Source organism: Pseudomonas sp. 5Vm1k (assembly GCF_056161485.1).
On record NZ_JBSPCZ010000010.1, the window covers coordinates 43,988 to 64,540 of the forward strand.

Sequence of the window (20,553 nt, forward strand, 5' to 3'; positions counted from 1 at the left end):
GGTGAGCGTCGATATCGAATGTGTGGTGGTCGGGGCTGGGGTGGTCGGTCTGGCGGTGGCTCGGGCCTTGGCCTTGAGCGGGCGCGAGGTGATTGTGGTCGAGGCCGGCGAGGGGGTTGGCGTGGGCATCAGCTCGCGCAATTCCGAGGTGATCCATGCGGGGATTTATTACCCGAGTGGCAGCCTCAAGGCGCAACTGTGTGTCGAGGGCAAACAACGTTTGTATGCCTTTTGCGATGAGCGCGGGGTTGATTATCAGCGGCTGGGCAAGTTGATTGTTGCGACCGATGAGGATCAGCGAGCGGCGTTGCAACGGTTGCACGCGCAGGGTTTGCGCAACGGTGTCGATGACTTGCAATGGCTTGATGCCGAGCAGGCGCGGGAGTTGGAACCTGAATTGTCCTGCGTCGCTGCGCTCTGGTCGCCGTCCACCGGCATTGTTGATTCCCATGGGTTGATGCTGGCGCTGCAAGCGGACGCTGAAGCCTCGGGGGCGTCGGTTGCGTTTCACACGCCATTGCTGGCAGCGCGTTGTATCGAGCAAGGTTTCGAGCTGCAAATGGGCGGCGCGCAACCGATGACTTTGAGCTGCCGCGAACTGGTCAATTGCGCCGGGTTGTCCGCGCCTGAGGTTGCGAGCCGGATCAGCGGCTTGCCACTCCAGCACGTTCCAAAAGCGCGATTGTGCAAGGGCAGTTACTTTAGTTTCAGCGGTCGGGCGCCGTTTCGGCACCTGGTGTATCCGGCACCGGAAAGTGCCGGTTTGGGTGTGCACATGACGCTGGATCTGGGTGGCCAGGCGCGGTTCGGGCCGGATGTGGAATGGGTCGAGCACATTGACTACCGCGTCGATCCGCATCGGGCCGATGGTTTTTATCAGGCGATCCGCCGCTACTGGCCGGGGTTGCCGGTTGGCAGTTTGCAACCGGCTTACAGCGGCATTCGGCCGAAGATCACTGGCCCGGCGGAACCGGCCGCTGACTTCATCATCAGCGGTCCGGCGGAGCATGGTGTGCCGGGGCTGGTGAGCCTGTTTGGTATTGAGTCGCCGGGGTTGACCAGTTGCCTGGCGTTGGCGGAGCGGGTAGTTGCCGAGATCCGTTAAACACCACAAATCCACTGTGGGAGCGGGCTTGCTCGCGAATGAGGTGTGTCAGTTCATGCAGATGTTGCCTGACTCGACGTCTTCGCGAGCAAGCCCGCTCCCACAGGAGATTGTGGTTGCTGTAATGAACCCGGTTCAGTCAGGACTTTCCTGAACGTCTCCACCAACGGCCGTAAATTGATCCGGTGCCACGCCGCCCACAGCGGTCGGGTGAAGCAAATCCAAGGCACTTCCCGCAGCACCACGCCTGGCGGTGCATTGCGGCTCAGGCCTTTTTGAATCATGGCAATGCCCAGTCCCGAGGACACCAGGGCCAATGCAGTGAAGGGGCCGGTGGCCTCCATGCGGATGTCCGGAGTGAAGCCGGCGCGTATGCAGGCGCTGACGAAGTTTTCGCGGCCGGTGAGATTATGGTGGTGTTGCACGCCAATCCATTCCTGATCGGCCAGATCTTCCGGTGTCAGTACCGCCTGCTGAACCAGCGGATGATCTTCAGGCAAGGCCAGCAGCATCGGGTCGTCCAGCACCTGAAAACCCAACAGATCCGGGTCGTCGGCGACGGGCGGCTCGCTCACCAGGGCGATATCCAGACTACGCTGGCGCAGGCCTTCCAATTGTTCGGCAGAGCTCAGGTTGTACAGCGCCACGTGCACGTTCGGTCGGTCCACCCGCAACACACGCAGGGCATTCGGCAACACGCCAGCGTGCATCGCATTTTCGATATAGCCGATGCACAAGCCGCCTTCTTCACCGCGGCCGAGGCGCTTGCCCAGGGATTCCAGGCGATTGGCGTGGGTCAGCAAGGCGCGGGTTTCGGCGAGGAAGGTCTGGCCGTCGCGGGTCAGGCGGATGCGTTGCTGGCTGCGTTCGAACAGGGTCAGGCCCAGGCGTTCTTCGAGCTGGGCGATCTGCCGGCTCAGGGGCGACTGGGAAATGTGCAGGCGTTCGGCGGCGCGACCGACGTGTTCTTCCTCGGCGACGGCGACGAAGTAGCGCAATTGGCGGATGTCGATCATGTCAGACCTCTGGGGACTCAAGTGCTGCGCATTATGTCTTGGACGGTCCGACCACGGCAATCTACGATCGGCTCAACGGTCACCAAAGCTGACCTCGACACTCAAGAGGAACTACCCATGAGCTTGAAAGACAAACTGCCCGGCGCGCTGGGTTTCGGCACCGCCCCATTGGGCAACATGTTCCGCGCCATCCCGGAAGAAGAGGCGATGGCCACCGTGCACGCCGCCTGGGATGCCGGCGTGCGTTACTTCGACACTGCGCCGTTCTACGGTTCGGGCCTGTCGGAAATTCGCCTCGGCACCGCGCTGGCACAGTACAACCGCGACGACTACGTGCTCAGCAGCAAAGTCGGCCGAGTGATCCTTGATGAAATCGAAGACACCGCCGCCCGTGATCTGGGCGAGAAGGCCGGCGTGTTCGAACACGGTCGCCCGAACAAAATCGTCAACGACTACAGCGCCGACGCGACGATGCGTTCGATCGAGGACAGCCTCAAGCGTCTGCAAACCGATCGCCTGGACATCGTCTGGGTCCACGATATCGCCCAGGACTTCTACGGCGATCAATGGCTGGAATACTTCAACCAGGCCCGCACCGGTGCGTTCAAAGTACTGACGCGTTTGCGCGAAGAAGGCGTGATCAAGGGCTGGGGCTTGGGCGTGAATAAGGTCGAGCCGTGCGAACTGACCCTGGACCTCACCGAAGCCCAGCCGGACGGTTTCCTGTTGGCCGGTCGCTACACGCTGCTCGATCATGACCGCGCCTTACAGCGCTTGATGGAGTCGGCGCTGGCGCAGAACGTTGAAATCGTGGTTGGTGGCCCTTACAGCTCGGGCATCCTGGCTGGCGGTACGCATTTCGAATATCAAAAGGCGAGCCCGGCGATCATCAATAAAGTCGAGCAGATCAAGCGAATTGCGGCGGCCCACGGCGTCAGCATCAAAGCGGCGGCGTTGCAGTTCTCCCTGGCCAACCCGGCGGTGGCGGCGGTGATTCCGGGTTCGAGCCGTCCTGACCGCATCGCTGAAGATGTGGCCGCGTTGTCGGAGGTCATTCCTGCGGCGTTCTGGCAGGCATTGCGTGAGGCGAAGCTGGTTTCCGAGCGCGCACCACTGCCAATCATTGGAGGTTGAGCATGAAAATCGATCTGACTGGAAAACTCGCCATCGTCAGCGGCAGCACCGCCGGCATTGGCCTGGGCATCAGCAAGGCGCTGGCCGAGTGCGGCGCCACGGTGGTGGTGATCGGCCGCGACTCGGCCAAGGTTGAGCAAGCGCTGGCGAGTATTCGCGGCAGCGTGCCGGGTGCGCAATTGCGTGGCCTGACCGCCGACCTCGGCACCGCTGAAGGCGCCGAGCAATTGTTCGCCGCCGAACCTCGGGCGGACATCCTGGTGAACAACCTCGGGATCTTCGACGACGTGGATTTCTTCGATGCGCCGGACAGCGAGTGGACGCGCTTCTATGAGGTCAACGTGATCTCCGGTGTGCGCCTGTCCCGGCATTACACACCCGAGATGGTCAACAACGGTTGGGGCCGGGTGATTTTTCTGTCCTCGGAATCCGGGGTGGCGATCCCGGCCGACATGATCAACTATGGCGTGACCAAAAGCGCCAACCTGGCGGTGTCCCATGGTTTGGCCAAACGGCTGGCTGGCACCGGCGTGACGGTCAACGCAATCCTGCCCGGCCCGACCTTCACCGACGGCCTGGAACAGATGCTCAAGGACGCCACCGCCGAGTCTGGCCGCAGCGCCCGGGAAGAGGCCGACGCCTTCGTGCGCAAGGCGCGTCCGAGCTCGATCATCCAGCGCGTGGCTGACGTGGAAGAAGTTGCCAACTTGGTGGCCTATATCGCCTCGCCACTGTCCTCGGCCACCACCGGCGCGGCATTGCGCGTGGATGGCGGCGTCGTCGACAGCATGGCAATCTGAACTGAATTCATAGAGAGAAACTTATTTATGGCAACTGCATCAGCAACTATCGACATCCCGGCTTCGGCCGACCAGGTCTGGCAATTGATCGGCGGCTTCGACTCGCTGCCGGACTGGCTGCCGTTTATTGTGAAAAGCGAGTTGAGCGAAGGCGGGCGCGTGCGCAGCCTGCAAACGGCGGATGGCGCGGTGGTGATCGAGCGTCTGCAAGCGTTCGACAATACGGGGAAAACCTACAGCTACTCGATCGAGCAGGCACCGTTCCCGGCCACCGATTACCTGGCGACCTTGCGCGTTGAAGCACAAGGGCAGGGCGCTCGGGTAACGTGGTCCGGTCGGTTCACCGCCAAAGGCGTGACCGATGAAGAAGTGGAAGCGCTGTTCGCCGGCATCTACCAAGGCGGCCTCGAAGCCCTGCGGGCCAACTACCCGGCCTAAGCCCCACCGCAAAACCCCTGTGGGAGCGGGCTTGCTCGCGAAGGCATTATGTCAGTCGACATCTTTATCGCCTGACACGCCGTCTTCGCGAGCAAGCCCGCTCCCACAGGGGATTTTCGTTGTGTCTGTCAGGTTTGCGGGATCAAGTTTTGCCGGCAATCCAGCGCCAACCGTGCGCCGCCGTTGTCGCTGGTGCCGACATCGAGGGTGAAGCCGTGCAGGCTGACAATCGCCGCGACGATCGACAACCCCAAGCCAAACCCACTTTGTTGATTGCCACCTTCAGCCCGATAAAAGCGCTGGAACACAGCTTCTCGCTCTGACGGCGGAATACCCGGCCCGGAGTCGAGTACTTCAATCCGCGTATGCCCGCCCTGATTGAGCCCGCGCAAGATCACTTCGCCACCGGGTGGGGTGAATTTGATCGAGTTGCTCAGCAGGTTGGCAATGGCCTCGAACAACAACGCCCGATCACCATTTAATGAAGGCAAAACCGCCGGCAGTTGCAGGTGGAAAACCAGTTCGCCTTCCTCCGCCAATGGCAGATAAAAGTCATGCAGTTCCCGCAACAACGGCACGGGATCAAGTTGCACAAAACCGGAACGCCGCTGACGATCCTCCAGCTCGGAAATCCGCAACAATCCACGAAACCGCGCCATCAAGGTGTCCGCCTCGGCCAGCACCGAATCCAGTTGCTGTGACAGGGGCGAACCGTCGTCGGCCTGTTGCTGAATCCGGTACAGCTGCGCCCGCAGGCGGGTCAGTGGGGTGCGCAGGTCGTGGGCGATGTTGTCGCACACGCCTTTGACTTCGTTCATCAAGCGTTCGATGCGTTCGAGCATGGCGTTGACGATGGCGGCGAGCATGTCCAGTTCGTCGCGGCGGTTGGACAAGGGCAAGCGGTGGGTCAGGTCGCCGGCGACGATGGCTTCGGCGCTGGCCTGGATCGCGCGGATACGTCGCAGCGGACGGCGGCGCAACAAATGCCAGCCGGCGATACCCGGCAGGATGGTCAGGGACACGCCCCAGAACAGCGCGTGAAGGATGATCTGGGTCACGGCAAACAACGAACCGTTGTCGCGCACCAGTACCAGCCAGCGACCGTCCAGCGTCGGGGTGGCCACGGCGTCGCAGCTGTCGGCGGGCAGGGTCGGGTCGTCGGACTCGGCGCAGTTGGCGAGCATGTGAATCCTGGCGTCCAGCGGCAGGTCTGCCGGGATCTCGCGCAGGGCACCGCTGAGGTAACGATGCTCGGCGTCGAACAGGCCATAGGCGTCGATGCCGCGGATGTCGAAGGTCATGCTGGCGGCGAGGGCGTCCACCAGTTGTTCGCCCCGAAAGCGCGAGAACAGGTGTTGGCGTTGCATCAACGAGTGCTTGGCCAGGTTGTCCAGGTAGCCGGACACCTCGTAATACATGACCCCCATCAGGATCCCGCTCCAGGCCACGAACAGTGAACTGTAGAGCGCCAGCAAGCGGCTGCTGGAAGAGCGCCAGCCTTTAGAGGGGTTCAGCAATGACATACCCCGAGCCTCGCACAGTCCGGATCAATGGGACGTTGCCGGGTGGGTCGATCTTTTTGCGCAAGCGGCCGATGTGCACGTCGATCAGGTTGGTGCCGGGGTCGAAGTGATAACCCCAGACCTCTTCGAAAATCATCATGCGCGACAGGATTTGCCCAGTGTTGCGCATCAGGAATTCCAGCAATTTGTATTCGGTGGGCAACAGCGTCAGCAGTTCACCGTCGCGGCTGGCTTCGTGGCTGATCAGGTTCAGCTCCAGATCCGCGACGCGTAATGTGGTGGCCAGGGCGCTGACGGTGTTCTGTCGACGCAGCAACACTTCCACCCGCGCCGCCATTTCATCGGTGGCGAATGGTTTGGTCAGATAATCATCGCCGCCGGCACGCAAGCCGCGCACGCGCTCATCGACATCGGAGAGGGCGCTGATCATCAGGATCGGCGTGGCCACGCCCATGGTCCGCAGCGTGGTAACGATCGCCAGACCATCCAGCTCCGGCAGCATGCGGTCGAGGGTGATCAGGTCGTAGTCACCGCTCACTGCCCGTGCCAGGCCTTCGCGGCCATTGTCGACCCAATCCACGTCCAGACCATGGCTGCTCAATTCAGCCACGATCTCCCGGGCGGTCACGGCGTCGTCTTCGATGGTCAAGATGCGGGTCATAGGGCGGGCCTGCTATTCAGTTCGTTACAGAATGAGGGCATTTTGCCAAGAAATGCGCGCGGCTTATTAAATTAACTTTCATCTTGGTTGAGGAACCTTGCGTGTGCGGCGTTTATTTGCGTGGAAGGTTGATATCATCGGGCCATGATTTTAGAGGGCAGCACTGTGCATACGTTGATTCGTCGTGGCTGGATGCCGATGTTTGTGCTGTTGCTGAGCGTGATTAGCTCCGCCACCTGGGCCGGTAACACCCCGTGTTCAGGGAAGAAGGGCGGCATTGATCGCTGCGACGGCGAGCTGTTTTTGTGTAACGACGGCTCCATCAGCGCGTCGAAGAAGAGTTGTTCGGCGATGTATGGCGGCCAAAGCCAGGTTCGACCGCAGTCGCTTTTACAGAGCAGCGATGGTTGCGCATGCGGCACCAGTTCGTTCTGTACCGGCCCTCGAGGCGGTGTGTATTGCCTGACGCCAAGCGGTAATAAAAGCTACAAGCGAAAGTAGTCACACGAGGACACTGAGCTCAATGCATAAAACCCGCTGAAATTAAGCAGCTCTTGCAAAATGCATGGTCCCAGGATTTTTAGCATTTTTAACCTGTTGATATAGAACGATTTATTCAAAGTTGGCGACTGGCACGGTGTCTGCAATTCCTCTTCTGACGCGTTGTAACACCATCTTTCATGCCTGGAGCTGAACAATAATGAATAGATCCTCAGAGGGTTTTTATCCTGCCGCAGAAGAGTCAAGCACGCTCTCGGGCGTGTCCTGGGGCGCGATCTTCGCCGGGGCTGCTGCCGCAGCGGCGTTGTCGTTGATTCTGGTGTTGCTCGGCTTCGGCCTGGGCTTTTCCGCTGTCTCACCGTGGGCCAACGAGGGCGTCAGCGCCAAGGGCCTGGGCATTTCAACGATCATCTGGCTGGCCGTCACGCAAATCGTGGCATCGGGGCTTGGCGGTTACATCGCCGGCCGCTTGCGGGTGAAGTGGGCGAACATGCATGGTGATGAAGTCTATTTCCGTGACACGGCCCATGGCTTCCTGGCCTGGTGCGTGGCGACTCTGGTGACCGCGACCCTGGTGGTCGGTTCGGTCAGCAGCATTGTCAGCGGTGGTGTGCATGCCGGTGCGAGTGTCGCCGGTGGTGCTGCGAGTGTCATGACGCAAGCCGCAGGTACAGCCGTCGGTAATACCAACAGTGACCAGTACGGTTACTTCGTCGACAGCCTGTTCCGCGATGATCGTCCGGCCGCCGTCAGCGATGACGCCGCCCGTGGCACCGTGACCCGCATCTTTGTTCGCAGCCTCAGCAGCAACGGTCAACTGGCTGCCGAAGACCGGACCTACCTCGCCCAACTGGTTGCACAGCGCACCAACCTGACTCAAGCCGATGCCGAGCGTCGGGTCGATGAAGTCTACGCCCGCACCCAGAAAGCCATTGCCGACGCCAAGGTCGCCGCTCAACAAGCCGCTGACACCGCCGCCAAAGTCGCTGCCTGGACTGCGTTGTGGATGTTTGTTGCGCTGCTGGCCGGTGCGTTTTTCGCCAGCCTTGCTGCAACCTTCGGCGGTCGTCGTCGGGATGCCGTGGTGTATCTGGAATCGGATGCCTACGTAACCACCACCTCGCTGCCACCTGTTCGCTAACCCGGGAGAATCATCATGCGCTCACTACTTCTGTTCTTTCTTGGCGTGCCAATCCCGATCATTATTTTGATCGCCCTGTTCATGCACTGATCCCTCTGAGGCTCATGCCTCTGCCGCTTCTGCCTCTGGTAGAAGCGGCGTTTTGCTTTCTGGGGCACTATGTAACGCGATTTATCTGTTTTGTGGGAGCGGGCATGCTCGCGAATGCGGTAGGACATTCAGCATTGATGTTGACTGGCACACCGCATTCGCGAGCAAGCCCGCTCCCACATTTATCTGTGGTGTATCAAGGAGAATTAGGTTGAACAAGAAGGAAATCAAACAGCAAATCATGGGCATGCTCGACGCTGGGCGCTCCAGGACCGAGACGTTCAAGGCGTTCTCCGGCGGGGCGGTCAAGGATCGGGTGCTGGCTTACTGGATCGGCGCGCACCCGGACCCGGCGCTCAACCGGCAGCATCGGCGCAAACTCACGATACTGATTGTGCTCACGGTGGCCCAGGCAGTGCTCGGCGCGGTTGCAGGATTCTTCCTGGGATCGATGATCGGACCGAAGGCTGCGGTGTTTATCACTTTGCTCGCCGGGCTCATCCCATTGTGGTTCGCCTATGGCTTCTACAAGAACCTGGCGCAGTTCTACACCGTCTATATCGTCCTTTCCCTCAGTCAGTCTTCGCGCTTGTTCAAAGATTTCGCCGAAGACCCGCTGAGCACGCTGATCGGCGCCGGCATCACCTTCGGCATGGTGTATTTCGTGTTGTACCTGAAGATGAAGCTGTTCCCGGACCTGGCTTTTTTCGGTCCGAAAAAAATCAAGGGGCAGTACGTGTTTTCCAACTGAGGCTCGGGTTAGAGCGGGGGCGTTTTCACCGGCGTGGATCAATATTTCAAACTGAAATATCGCTTAACGTAAAACATCCAAGCCCTCGCTGCGGTATCGACTAAGTGCTTTGGCGCGCAATCCGTGCGCCGTCGAAGTGCCCGTGCAGACCTCCTCGTTGTTGTGTATCAGTTGGCCCGCAAGGTTAGTGCAGCATGGAGCTGACGAACCCACCTGAACTTTCACGGAAGAACATCGCAATGCAACGCTTAGACAGAACCTTCGATATCCAGCCACTGGCCAGGGCGGATATGACTTTGCACATCAACGGCCAACCGGTCAGCGCCGCCATCGGCGAAACCGTGCTCACAGTCATCCAGTCTCTTGGCCTGCGCCAGGTAGCCCGCAACGATCACGACCAAATCAGCGGTGCCTATTGCGGCATGGGCGTGTGCCAATGCTGCCTGGTGAAAATCAACGGCCGCCACAAGCGTCGCGCTTGCCAGACTATCGCGCGTGACGGCATGACCGTCGAAACCCAGGTCAATCGCATCGCCGAGCAGGAGGCCTTATGAACCTGCATCCTGTGATCGTCGGCGGCGGGCCGGCGGGCATGGCCGCGGCCATTGAACTGGCGCGGCACGGCGTGCGTTGCACCTTGCTGGAAGAAGCCTCGCGGCTTGGCGGTGTGGTTTATCGCGGGCCGCTGCGCGATGGCGTTCAGCTCGATTATCTGGGGCCGCGCTATTCCGAAATCCTGACCCGATTGCACGGTGAATTTCAGGAGCAGTCGGGCCTGATCGACGTGCGGCTCAATCATCGCGTGGTCGGTGCCGAAGGCACTCGTGCGCTGGTGGTGCTGGATGGTGACGAGCGCCTGCACGAAATCGCCTATCCCCAATTGCTGCTGGCAGCGGGTTGTCATGAGCGCAGCGTGCCATTTCCCGGCTGGACCTTACCCGGGGTGATTTTGCTCGGCGGCCTGCAACTGCAAATCAAAAGTGGTGTGGTCAAACCCCAGGGCCCCGTGGTCATTACCGGCACCGGTCCGTTGCTGCCGCTGGTGGCGTGTCAGTTACACGCATCAGGGGTGACGGTCGCCGGGGTTTACGAGGCGTGCGCATTCGGCAAGATCGCCCGGGAAAGCCTGGCGCTGCTGAACAAGCCGCAACTGTTTCTCGATGGCTTGAGCATGTTGGCGTTCCTGAAGTTGCACGGCATCCCCATGCATTACGGCTGGGGCGTGGTCGAGGCCCAAGGCGATGGTGAGTTGAAATCGGTCACCGTGGCGCCTTATTCCCGTACCTGGGAGCCAGACCTGAGCCGCGCCGAAACGATTGCCGCGCAGACGTTGGCGGTCGGCTACGGCTTTATCCCGCGTACTCAACTCAGCCAGCAAATGGGCCTGAACCACGGCTTCAGCGATGACGGCTACCTGCGGGCCAGTGCCGATATCTGGCAGCAAAGCAACGAGCCCCATGTGCATCTGGCTGGTGACATGGGCGGGATTCGCGGTGGCGAAGCAGCGATGCTGGCGGGGCGGATCGCGGCGCTATCGATTCTGTTGCAACGGGGCGTGCTGGACACGGAGCTGGCATTGGTCAGGCGTGATCGTTATCTCTCCAAACTCAAAGCCATCGTGCGCTTTCGTGCTGCGGTTGACCGCTACACCGAACGCGGCGCCGGGCAGACTGCATTGCCCGCCGCCGACACGGTGATCTGCCGTTGCGAACACGCAACCCGCGCCGACATCGACCGGGCGCTGGTGCAGGGCGTGCAGGACATGGCCAGCCTGAAAATGCGCACCCGCGTCAGCATGGGCGACTGTCAGGGACGGATGTGTGTCGGCTATTGCAGCGACAGGCTGCGCGAGGCCACCGGTCGCCAGGATGTAGGCTGGTTGCGACCGCGTTTTCCTATCGACCCGATCCCGTTTTCAGCTTTTCATAATGCCGCCACGGAGGCCGCCAACCATGAGTAAGTTCTATGACGTGGTCATCGCCGGCGGCGGTGTGATTGGGGCGTCCTGCGCCTATCAATTGTCCAAGCGCAAAAACCTCAAGGTTGCGCTGATCGACTTCAAGCGCCCGGGCAACGCGACCCGGGCCTCGGCCGGCGGCTTGTGGGCCATCGGCGAATCGGTAGGGTTGGGCTGCGGAGTAATTTTCTTTCGGATGATGTCGGCCAATCGCAAACGTGAAGCTCATGGTTCGGCGGTGGTGGTGGATTCCAGCACACCGCACATCCTGCCGCAGTCGTTCTTCGATTTCGCCTTGCAGTCCAACGCGATGTACCCGGCGTTGCACAAGGAGTTGCAGGACAAGCACGGGATGGATTTCAAGTTCGAGAAGACCGGGCTGAAGTTCGTGATCTACGACGATGAGGACCGGCTCTATGCCGAGCATATCGTCGCCTGCATTCCGCACCTGGCGGATCAGGTGCGCTGGCTCGATCAGGCGGCACTGCGCGAAGCCGAGCCCGCCGTCAGCCATGAGGCGAGGGGGGCGCTGGAGTTTCTTTGCGATCACCAGGTCAGCCCGTTCCGTCTGGCCGATGCTTATACCGAAGGCGCGCGGCAGAACGGCGTGGACATGTACTTCAACACTACCGTCACCGGGGTACTGCACCACGGTTCACGAGTGACCGGCGTACAAACCGCCGAAGCCGGGGTGTTTCATTGCGACACCCTGATCAATGCGGCCGGTGCCTGGGCGGCGGACCTGAGTGAACAGGCCACCGGCATTCGTATACCGGTGAACCCGGTGAAAGGCCAGATCCTGCTGACTGAGCGCATGCCGAAGATCCTGCGCGGTTGCCTGACCACCAGCGATTGCTACGTGGCGCAGAAGGACAACGGCGAAATCCTGATCGGTAGCACCACCGAGGACAAAGGCTTCGACGTCACCACCACCTACCCGGAAATCGCCGGGCTGGTGCAAGGCGCCGTGCGCTGCATTCCGCAACTGGCGGACGTCAACCTCAAGCGCACCTGGGCCGGGCTGCGTCCGGGGTCGCCGGATGAGCTACCGATTCTCGGGCCGATGAAGGGAGTGGAAGGGTATCTGAATGCCTGCGGGCATTTCCGCACCGGCATCCTGACCTCGGCGATTACCGGGGTGTTGCTGGATAAACTGGTGAACCACGAACCGCTGCCGCTGGATATCACGCCGTTCCTGGCGGACCGGTTTGAGGTGAAGGGTGCGGTGCAGGAGAAGGCGCTGGAAATGGCCTGACCCCTTGTGGGAGCGGGCTTGCTCGCGAAGGCGGTGGGTCAGTCAGTATTGATTCAACTGACACGGCCTCTTCGCGAGCAAGCCCGCTCCCACATTTGTTCTCGGGTGTATCCACAATTTGTGGTCAACCAGAGTCCCTGTGGGAGCGAACCTGCTCGCGAAAGCGGCCTAATTGCCGCGCAAGGCCTCAAACCTTACCCGACTCCTGCTCTTCCAACTGATCCGACTCAAACAACTTGGCCAGTTCCGCCCGCGCTTCCTGCGCCGTCTGCAAGACCTTCGCCGCATCGTCATACACCGCATGCTGCGCTTCCAGCACCTGTTCATCGTGATGTTTGAAGCGTTTGATCCGCGCATCTGCCTGCGCCTGGGTCAGCCCCAGGCCTACCAGCGTGCGTCGGCTCATTTCCAGACTGGAGTAGTAGGTTTCCCGAATCGCCTCGGCGCCGAGGTCGACCAAGCGGTGAACGTGCTGACGGTTGCGCGCCCGAGCGATGATTTTGATGTGCGGGTACAAGCGGTGTACCACTTCGGCAGTCTTGATGTTGGTGTCCGGGTCATCGGTGGCGATCACGAAATATTCCGCCTGCTCGACCTTGGCGGCGCTGAGGATTTCCGGGCGCATCGGGTCGCCGTAGAACACCGGCACGCCGCCGAAGCTGCGGGACAGTTCGATGGTTTCCACCGAGGTGTCCAGCGCGACGAACTTGATGTTCTGCGCGCGCAGAATCCGCGCAACGATCTGGCCCATCCGGCCCATGCCTGCGATCACCACACGCGGAGCGTCGGTGTCGATTTCACGGAATTTCTCCGGCACTACCACCGGCTGCACTTTCGGCGAATACAGCCGTGCGCACAGTAGCAACAGCAGCGGCGTCACCGCCATGGACAAGGTAATCGTCAGCACCAGCAAGTCGTACAGACGCGGCTCGAACAAGCCTTGGTCGCGACCGATCTTGAACACCACAAACGCAAACTCACCTCCCGCCGCGAGCACGATGCCGAGGCGAATCGCGCTGACCTTGCCCAAACCACCGGCCAGCCGTCCAACAACAAACAACAGCGGCAGCTTGATGGCGATCAGCAGCAGGGTCAGCCCCAGCACTGTGATCGGCGCGCTCAGGAGCAGACTCAGGTTGGCGCCCATGCCGACGCTGATGAAGAACAGCCCCAGCAGCAATCCCTTGAACGGTTCGATCTGCGCTTCGAGTTCGTGACGGTATTCGGAGTCCGCCAGCAGCAACCCGGCAAGAAATGCGCCCAACGCCATCGACACGCCGACCAGGTCCATCAACCACGCGGTGCCGATTACCACCAGCAATGCCGTGGCAGTGGAGACTTCCGGCAGCCCGGTCTTGGCCACCACCCGGAACACGGGTCGTAGCAGATAACGTCCGCCGATCACCACTACGGCAATACTGCCCAACACCCGCAAGCCGTGGTTCAAGTCTTCGGCGGCGCTCGTGGTGTGATCACCGCCGGCCAGCAGCGGCACCATGGCGATCAACGGGATCGCGGCGATGTCCTGGAACAGCAGAATCGCGAACGCCAGCCGCCCGTGGGGGCTGGTCAGTTCCTTGCGCTCGGCGAGGCTCTGCAAACCAAACGCGGTGGACGACAACGCCAGGCCCAGGCCGAGCACAATCGCACTGTTCAGCGACTGGCCGAACACGAACAACGCCAACACGCCAATCACCGACCCCGTCAGCAGCACCTGCGCCAGCCCGACGCCGAACACCGATTTGCGCATCACCCACAAACGTCGCGGCGACAACTCCAGACCGATGATAAACAGCAGCAACACCACCCCAAGCTCCGAGATGTGGCTGACGCTTTGCGGATTGCCGATCAAACCCAGCACCGACGGCCCGATGATCACCCCGGCAAACAGATAACCCAGCACTGCACCCAATTGCAGGCGTTTGGCCAAAGGCACGGTGAGCACCGCCGCGAACAGAAACACGACAGCGGCTTGCAACAGGTTGCCTTCATGGGGCATGGCGAAACTCCATAGACTCGGTACGGCAGGGGTGACAAGGATAAAGGCTGGGGCTGCGTGCGTCAGCCTGGCAGATGAAATGAGGTTGTCTGGCACACCGCTTTCGCGAGCAAGCCCGCTCCCACAGAGGATCTCGGTTCGTACACATAGCCTGTGCCCAGGCGAGCCCCACCGGTGGGAGCGGGCTTGCTCGCGAAGGGGCCATCACATCCAACATTCATTTCTCCAGACACACCGCTTTCGCGAGCAGGCTCGCTCCCACAGAGGATCTCGGTTCGTACACATATCCTGTGCCCAGCCGAGCGCCCCTGTGGGAGCGAGCTTGCTCGCGAAGGGGCCATCACATCCAACATTCATTTCTCCAGACACACCGCTTTCGCGAGCAAGCTCACTCCCACAGAGGATCTCGGTTCGTACACACATCCTGTGCCCAGGCCCGCCCCCCGGTGGGAGCGAGCTTGCTCGCGAAGGGGCCATCACATCCAACATTCATTTCTCCAGACACACCGCTTTCGCGAGCAAGCCCGCTCCCACAGAGGATCTCGGTTCGTACACATATCTTGTGCCCAGCCGAGCGCCCCTGTGGGAGCGAGCTTGCTCGCGAAGGCGTCCCCACTGGCAACATTAATTATCCAGACTAATAGGATAAGCTGATCAATCAACCCGCCCCAGAGCGCCCCTTATGGCCATCAACTTCGACCTGAACGACCTGCAAGCCTTCCGCGCCGTGGTCGAGCAGGGCAGCTTTCGCAAGGCTGCCGACACGGTGCGCATTTCCCAACCCGCCCTGAGCCGTCGCATCGAAAAGCTCGAAGATGCCCTCGGCGTAAAACTCTTCGAACGCACCACCCGCAAGGTCAGCCTGACCCAGGCCGGGCGCGGTTTCATCCCCAGCGTCGAGCGTTTGCTCGATGATCTGGACGTGGCATTGCTCGGTATCAGCGAAGTCGCCTCGACCCGGCTCGGCCATGTCACCGTCGCCTGCGTGCCGTCGGCGGCGTACTACTTCATGCCCCGGGTGATCGCTCATTACCATCGGCAATTTCCCCGAATCAAAGTCAAGGTCCTCGATTCCAGTGCCCACGATGTGCTGAGTGCCGTGGTCAACGGCGAGGCGGATTTCGGCCTGAGTTTCATGGGCACCCTCGAAGCCGAGGTCGATTTCGAACCCCTTGTGCAGGAAGGCTACGTGGTGGCCTGCCGACGCGATCACCCGTTGGCCGGGCGTAGCAGCGTGACCTGGGATGAGTTTTACCGGCAGGACTACATCTCCCTCGATAAGACCTCGGGCAATCGCTTCTTACTGGATCAAGCCCTGGCCGGGGTGGTGCCGCAGCGGCCGAGCATCTGTGAAACCCGTCACGTGACGACGATGATCGGACTGGTGGAGGCGGGGCTGGGTGTGGCGGCGGTGCCGTTGATGGCGATGCCGGCGGAGGATCATCCGATTCTGACGCGGGTGCCTCTGACCGATCCGCAGGTGATGCGCAGTGTCGGCCTGATCAAGCGCCGGGGTCGCACCTTGACCCCGGCAGCCCTGGAACTGGAACGGCTGGTGGTAGAGATGAAAGTCCAGCCGCCGGTCAGCGGTTGACCGAATCCAGCCCTGTGGCTTGTACCTGCGGTTGAACAGCCGGAGAGGCCAGGTAATCCAGCAACGCCTTGGCCTGCGTAGGGTGTTGCGCGCCCACTGGAATGCCGGCAGCGAAACGGGTCACCGATTGCACTGACTCGGGAATCTTCGCCACAAAACTCACCCCCGGCACCGGCAGCAACTCACTGACCTGCTGGAAGCCCAACTGATAATCGCCCGTGGCAACCACCGCGCCCACGGGGATTTTCGGGATCATCTTCGACTTCGGCTTGAGCTGGTCTTCGATGCCCAATTTCTTGAACAACTGTTCTTCGATGTACACACCGCTGGCGCTGTCGGAATAGGCCACCGATTGCGCATCAAGCAGGGTTTTTTTCAAACCCGCCACCGAACTGATGTCCGGTTTCGCCGCGCCTTTGCGCACCACCAGGCCGATCCGTGAATCCGCCAGTTCCACCCGTGACGCGGGGTCGACTTTGCCTTGTTTGATCAAGTCGTCCAGCGCATAGCCGACCATGATCACCACGTCGGCCTGTTCACCGCGAGCCAGGCGATTGGGGATCGCTTCCGGCGCCTTGCCCATTGATGGACCGAGGGCCGTATCCAACGTATTACCGGTGGCCGCGGCGAATTCGGGGCCGAGGATTTTGTAGGCAGCGGTAAAGCCACCCGAGGTCATCACACGAATCTCTTCGGCCTGGCCGACAGTGCTCAAACTCGCGAAGAGGACCAGCGCTGCATAGTTGAAAAGCTTTTTCATCGGATAGTTCTCGCCGTCAAAGGTCGGTTACGAGAGGGCCGGTTGCAGGCGGCCGGAGGAGCGGCGATAGAGAAACAACGTCGCGCACAAGGCACAGAGCGCGGCAAAACTCATCCAGTAACCGGGCGCCGCTTTGTCGCCGGTGTACTGGATCAGCAGCGTCGACATCGCCGGGGTGAAACCACCGAACACTGCCGTGGCCAGGCTGTACGCCAGCGAGAACCCGGCCACCCGCACTTCCACCGGCATGATTTCCGTGAGGGCGGCGACCATCGCGCCGTTGTACAAGCCATAAATGAACGACAGCCACAGCAACACCAGCAGCATGTTGATGAAACTCGGCGCGTTCACCAGATAAGTCAACGCCGGATAGGCCGTGGCCAAGGTCAGCAGCGCCATGGCGATCAGCACTGGGCGCCGACCGATGCGGTCGGACAAGGCACCGCCCAGCGGCAGCCAGAAGAAGTTCGAAACCCCCACCAGCAGCGTCACCAGCAACGCATCGGAGGTGCTCAAGTGCAGTACGGTTTTGCCGAAGGTCGGCGCGTACACGGTGATCAGGTAAAACGCGGTGGTGGTCAGGGCAACCATCATCATCCCGGCGAACACGATCACCCAGTTCTGCGCCAGGGTACGGAACACATCGCCCATGCTCGGGCGATGTTTACGGGCTGTGAACTCGGCGGTTTCTTCGAGGTTACGGCGCAGGAAGAAAATGAACGGGATGATCATGCAACCGACGAAAAACGGAATCCGCCAGCCCCAATCGGCAATCATCGCTGGCGCCATCCACTGGTTCAGCCCATAGCCCAGCGCCGCTGCGACAATGATCGCCACTTGCTGGCTGGCCGACTGCCAACTGGTGAAAAAGCCTTTGTTGCCTGGCGTGGCGATCTCCGAAAGGTACACCGAGACACCGCCCATTTCCGCACCGGCGGAGAAGCCTTGCAGCAAGCGGCCGATCAACACGATGGCCGGCGCGAATAGCCCGATGCTTTCGTAACCGGGCACCAGCACAATCAAAATCGTGCCGCTGGCCATGATCGACAGCGTGACAATCAAGCCTTTGCGCCGACCCACATCATCGATGTAGGCACCCAACACCACAGCGCCGAGCGGGCGCATCAGGAAACCGGCGCCGAATACTGCGAACGTCATCATCAACGAGGCGAATTCGCTGCTGGCCGGGAAGAACACGGCAGCGATCTGCGTGGCGTAGAAACCGAAAAGGAAGAAATCGAACTGTTCGAGGAAGTTGCCCGACGTGACCCGGAAAATCGCACCGGCCCGGGAACGACCGGAAGGGATTGCTGTTGTCATTGACCTGTACTCCACCGCTTTTATGACGTGCGCCGCGTGGGGGCCGCGCACGGTTCTTATTGGGGCGGATAGTGGAGCAGGGGCATCGATATGTTAATTGCATAGTTGGCATGCATTGATGCGCGAGGTGGATCAATGTGCCTGGGACTGTTGTTGCCAGACACACCGCTTTCGCGAGCAGGCTCGCTCCCACAGGAGCTCTTCAGCGAACATAGAATCAGCGAACAACCGCGAGAAAATGTGGGAGCGGGCTTGCTCGCGAAGGCGTCTAAACAGACAACCCACCCGTCAGATATACGCCTCGATATGCGCCATCCCCCGAGCCACATAATCTTCCTTCTCGCCCACCGGCGCGAAGTAATGCAGTACTTCCCGCGCCGCCTCAGCTCCTTTGAGCCGCGCCAAAAACCATGCCGACAGATATTGCGCCGAGAAACAGCCGCCCGCCGTGGCGATGTTGCCGTTGGCGTAGAACGCTTGGTTGATGATGTTGACGCCGGCCGCCTGCACCCAGGGCTTGCTGGTGGTATCGGTGCAGGCCGGGGCGTCGCCGAGCAGACCAAGTCTGGCCAGCAGGAACGTGCCGGAGCATTGCGAGCCCAGCAGTTGCCGCGCCGGGTCGAATTTGAGTTGATCCATGATCACCGGGTCGTCAGCCACTTCGCGGGTCTTCCTGCCGCTGCCAAACAACACCGCATCGGCGGCGCAGGCTTGCTGCAGATCGATGTGCGCATCGATGGTCAAACCGTTCATCGACGTCACACGAGGCGTTGGCGAGGCGATACTCACCCGCCAATTCTGGTCACCCAGCAGGGAAATCCGGCTGAGCATGCCGTAGGCGATCAGGGAGTCCAGTTCGTTGAAACCGTCGAAGGTCAGAATGGCGATGTGCATGGCGAATCCCGCTGGTTTTTCCCCAGCCTACGCCGCCCCGGCGTTACACCTCCAGTACAGTCGGTCGCAGAATCATCGCTACAGTAAGGAATGATTTGCCACCCGTGTAGTCGGAACTCAGTAGTCACGACATCCCAAGAGGTTCACCGATGAACAATAAAACCCTTATCGCCAGCCTCGCCCTTGTCGCAGGTATTACCGCTATCAGTCCTATCGTCCAGGCCGCCGAAACACCGCAGAAAACCGTCCAGCCCGGCGCCAACAACTCACGTAGCCTTGTGAAGGGCGACCGTGCACCGGAGGTTTATCAACGCAGCGAAAAAGCCGTGAAAAACTGGAAGGCGAAAGGCCTGAAGGCGCCGGCGTCCGACGCGCAGTGGGTGCAGATCAATGACAAGTACATGATGGTGTTGATTACCAGCGGGACGATTGTGGATGTCACGCCGGTGGAGCGGTAAGCCGCAGAGCTGGAGTTTTGGCGCGTGTTCGGCCTTATTCGCTATGAGCATGCGCCGGGCTGGTGGTCCCCAAACGATACTGATTATTCCCACTGCGTTTCGCCTCATACATCGCCAGATCCGCGATATGAATCAGCCGATCCATGCTCGGCGCATGGTCCGGGAATACCGCGACGCCAAGGCTGGTGCCGATGTGGCGCTGGTCATTGCCAATCGTCACTGGCGGTGAGAGTTCGACGAAGATTTTCTGACAGATGCTGCGCGCTTCGTCCTGCAAGTTGATGCCCGGAGGCAGGCCTTGCAGGATCACCACGAATTCGTCGCCGCCAATCCGGGCGACGGTGTCGGTGGAGCGCAGGATTCGCTTGAGTCGTGTGGCCGTAGTGACCAGCACCCGGTCGCCCGCCGCGTGACCGTAATGGTCATTGATGGCCTTGAAACCATTGAGGTCGACAAACACCAGCGCCACCCGTGTGGCGCTGATCCGCGCCTGCTCCAGTGCTTCGGACAGGCGTTCTTCCAATACAAGGCGATTGGGCAGGCCGGTCAGCGGGTCGTAGTGGGCCAGGTGTTGCAGGTAACTGGCGGAGGCTTTTTCTTCGGTGATATCGCGCACCACCCCCATCATTTTGATGGTGGTGTCGTGGTCGTTCTTCACCACATTGCCGGTTTCGCGCAGCCAGCGGATGGTGCCGTCAGGCCAGACCACGCGGTATTCCTCATCATGGTTCTCACCGGTTTCCAGGCAACGTAATTCACCGGCGCGGACCTTGGCCCGGTCGTCCGGGTGTACGCAGGAGCAGAACAAGGCGTAGGAGGGCGTGACTTCGCCAATCTTGAACCCGAACATGCCGTAGATCGCCTCCGACCAGTAGAGCTTGTCGGTGTCCACGTCCCAGTCCCAGGTGCCGATGCGGGCGAAGTACTGGCTGCGTTTAAAGCGTTCGGCGTCACCGTCCAGATGAATGTTTTGCCCTGTGGACAGGCTGGCGATCAGCGCGCGGCACTCCGTCAGTTGCCGTTGCAAGGCGTACTGGCGACAGACCAGCACAACCAGCAGGGCAAGCATCACTGAGCCAATGGCGGCGCTGATCCAGAGGAAACTCATTCAGGAATGGCCATCATGGCGTGTTTAACCGTCGGGGTGATGGCGCTT

At 60.7% G+C, this 20,553-nt stretch carries 20 protein-coding genes; 12 read left to right on the forward strand and 8 right to left on the reverse strand.

Annotation, left to right across the window (positions count from 1 at the left end):
• Position 1 precedes the first annotated feature (1 nt).
• Positions 2 to 1,105 carry an NAD(P)/FAD-dependent oxidoreductase gene (locus ACWIKB_RS19950; RefSeq protein ID WP_475268978.1) on the forward strand — a complete coding sequence of 368 codons (1,104 nt, stop codon included), beginning with the start codon at positions 2 to 4 and terminating at the stop codon, positions 1,103 to 1,105.
• 53 nt (positions 1,106 to 1,158) lie between these two features.
• Here ACWIKB_RS19950 and ACWIKB_RS19955 read toward each other — a convergent pair whose 3' ends face one another.
• Positions 1,159 to 2,121, reverse strand: a complete 963-nt coding sequence (locus ACWIKB_RS19955) for a LysR substrate-binding domain-containing protein (RefSeq protein WP_475268979.1) — start codon at positions 2,119 to 2,121, stop codon at positions 1,159 to 1,161.
• 117 nt (positions 2,122 to 2,238) lie between these two features.
• Between ACWIKB_RS19955 and ACWIKB_RS19960 the strand changes: the two genes are divergently transcribed.
• From ACWIKB_RS19960 to ACWIKB_RS19970, 3 genes are read left to right on the forward strand one after another with little or no spacing between them, the layout of a single operon-like run.
• A complete protein-coding gene (locus ACWIKB_RS19960) occupies positions 2,239 to 3,255 on the forward strand; it encodes an aldo/keto reductase (protein WP_475268980.1) in 1,017 nt (338 codons plus the stop codon).
• Positions 3,256 to 3,257: 2 nt separating this feature from the next.
• Positions 3,258 to 4,055, forward strand: coding sequence for an SDR family NAD(P)-dependent oxidoreductase (locus ACWIKB_RS19965; protein WP_475268981.1), 798 nt, complete (start codon positions 3,258 to 3,260; stop codon positions 4,053 to 4,055).
• A gap of 27 nt (positions 4,056 to 4,082) precedes the next feature.
• Positions 4,083 to 4,493 (forward strand): SRPBCC family protein, encoded by a 411-nt coding sequence (locus ACWIKB_RS19970; RefSeq protein ID WP_475268982.1) that lies wholly within the window; start codon positions 4,083 to 4,085, stop codon positions 4,491 to 4,493.
• Between the two features lie 128 nt (positions 4,494 to 4,621).
• Here the strand turns inward: ACWIKB_RS19970 and ACWIKB_RS19975 are convergent, their stop codons facing one another.
• Positions 4,622 to 6,016, reverse strand: coding sequence for a sensor histidine kinase (locus ACWIKB_RS19975; RefSeq protein WP_475268983.1), 1,395 nt, complete (start codon positions 6,014 to 6,016; stop codon positions 4,622 to 4,624).
• On the reverse strand, positions 5,994 to 6,677 hold the full coding sequence (locus ACWIKB_RS19980) for a response regulator transcription factor (protein WP_475268984.1): 684 nt from the start codon (positions 6,675 to 6,677) through the stop codon (positions 5,994 to 5,996). The genes ACWIKB_RS19975 and ACWIKB_RS19980 overlap by 23 nt, the downstream gene beginning before the upstream one ends.
• A 198-nt stretch (positions 6,678 to 6,875) precedes the next feature.
• Between ACWIKB_RS19980 and ACWIKB_RS19985 the strand changes: the two genes are divergently transcribed.
• From ACWIKB_RS19985 to hcnC, 6 genes are all read left to right on the forward strand, one after another.
• Positions 6,876 to 7,178: a YdcA family protein gene (locus ACWIKB_RS19985; protein ID WP_475268985.1), complete on the forward strand. Its 303-nt coding sequence runs from the start codon at positions 6,876 to 6,878 to the stop codon at positions 7,176 to 7,178.
• A gap of 199 nt (positions 7,179 to 7,377) precedes the next feature.
• Positions 7,378 to 8,319 carry a hypothetical protein gene (locus ACWIKB_RS19990; RefSeq protein WP_475268986.1) on the forward strand — a complete coding sequence of 314 codons (942 nt, stop codon included), beginning with the start codon at positions 7,378 to 7,380 and terminating at the stop codon, positions 8,317 to 8,319.
• Between the two features lie 301 nt (positions 8,320 to 8,620).
• Positions 8,621 to 9,160 carry a hypothetical protein gene (locus ACWIKB_RS19995; RefSeq protein ID WP_475268987.1) on the forward strand — a complete coding sequence of 180 codons (540 nt, stop codon included), beginning with the start codon at positions 8,621 to 8,623 and terminating at the stop codon, positions 9,158 to 9,160.
• A 239-nt stretch (positions 9,161 to 9,399) separates the two neighbouring features.
• Positions 9,400 to 9,714: a cyanide-forming glycine dehydrogenase subunit HcnA gene (hcnA, locus tag ACWIKB_RS20000; RefSeq protein ID WP_054054462.1), complete on the forward strand. Its 315-nt coding sequence runs from the start codon at positions 9,400 to 9,402 to the stop codon at positions 9,712 to 9,714.
• Complete coding sequence (gene hcnB, locus ACWIKB_RS20005; RefSeq protein ID WP_475268988.1) at positions 9,711 to 11,120, forward strand: cyanide-forming glycine dehydrogenase subunit HcnB; 1,410 nt, start codon at positions 9,711 to 9,713, stop codon at positions 11,118 to 11,120. The genes hcnA and hcnB overlap by 4 nt, the downstream gene beginning before the upstream one ends.
• Positions 11,113 to 12,372, forward strand: a complete 1,260-nt coding sequence (gene hcnC, locus ACWIKB_RS20010) for a cyanide-forming glycine dehydrogenase subunit HcnC (protein WP_475268989.1) — start codon at positions 11,113 to 11,115, stop codon at positions 12,370 to 12,372. Before hcnB ends, hcnC begins: the two co-directional genes overlap by 8 nt.
• A 187-nt stretch (positions 12,373 to 12,559) precedes the next feature.
• Here the strand turns inward: hcnC and ACWIKB_RS20015 are convergent, their stop codons facing one another.
• Complete coding sequence (locus ACWIKB_RS20015) at positions 12,560 to 14,371, reverse strand: monovalent cation:proton antiporter-2 (CPA2) family protein (RefSeq protein WP_475268990.1); 1,812 nt, start codon at positions 14,369 to 14,371, stop codon at positions 12,560 to 12,562.
• Positions 14,372 to 15,053: 682 nt separating this feature from the next.
• Between ACWIKB_RS20015 and ACWIKB_RS20020 the strand changes: the two genes are divergently transcribed.
• Positions 15,054 to 15,965, forward strand: coding sequence for a LysR family transcriptional regulator (locus tag ACWIKB_RS20020; protein ID WP_475268991.1), 912 nt, complete (start codon positions 15,054 to 15,056; stop codon positions 15,963 to 15,965).
• Here the strand turns inward: ACWIKB_RS20020 and ACWIKB_RS20025 are convergent.
• The 3 genes from ACWIKB_RS20025 to ACWIKB_RS20035 all read right to left on the reverse strand — a co-directional run bounded on the left by ACWIKB_RS20025 (position 15,955) and on the right by ACWIKB_RS20035 (position 18,939).
• Positions 15,955 to 16,725, reverse strand: a complete 771-nt coding sequence (locus ACWIKB_RS20025) for a substrate-binding domain-containing protein (RefSeq protein WP_475268992.1) — start codon at positions 16,723 to 16,725, stop codon at positions 15,955 to 15,957. The genes ACWIKB_RS20020 and ACWIKB_RS20025 overlap by 11 nt on opposite strands.
• 27 nt (positions 16,726 to 16,752) lie before the next feature.
• Positions 16,753 to 18,045 (reverse strand): tricarballylate/proton symporter TcuC, encoded by a 1,293-nt coding sequence (tcuC, locus tag ACWIKB_RS20030; protein WP_475268993.1) that lies wholly within the window; start codon positions 18,043 to 18,045, stop codon positions 16,753 to 16,755.
• A gap of 288 nt (positions 18,046 to 18,333) precedes the next feature.
• On the reverse strand, positions 18,334 to 18,939 hold the full coding sequence (locus ACWIKB_RS20035; RefSeq protein WP_475268994.1) for a DJ-1/PfpI family protein: 606 nt from the start codon (positions 18,937 to 18,939) through the stop codon (positions 18,334 to 18,336).
• A gap of 149 nt (positions 18,940 to 19,088) precedes the next feature.
• Between ACWIKB_RS20035 and ACWIKB_RS20040 the strand changes: the two genes are divergently transcribed.
• Complete coding sequence (locus ACWIKB_RS20040; protein ID WP_475268995.1) at positions 19,089 to 19,397, forward strand: RcnB family protein; 309 nt, start codon at positions 19,089 to 19,091, stop codon at positions 19,395 to 19,397.
• Positions 19,398 to 19,431: 34 nt separating this feature from the next.
• On the opposite strand, the gene ACWIKB_RS20045 is transcribed toward ACWIKB_RS20040, so the two are convergent.
• Positions 19,432 to 20,505 (reverse strand): diguanylate cyclase domain-containing protein, encoded by a 1,074-nt coding sequence (locus ACWIKB_RS20045; protein WP_475268996.1) that lies wholly within the window; start codon positions 20,503 to 20,505, stop codon positions 19,432 to 19,434.
• Between the last annotated feature and the right edge of the window lie 48 nt (positions 20,506 to 20,553).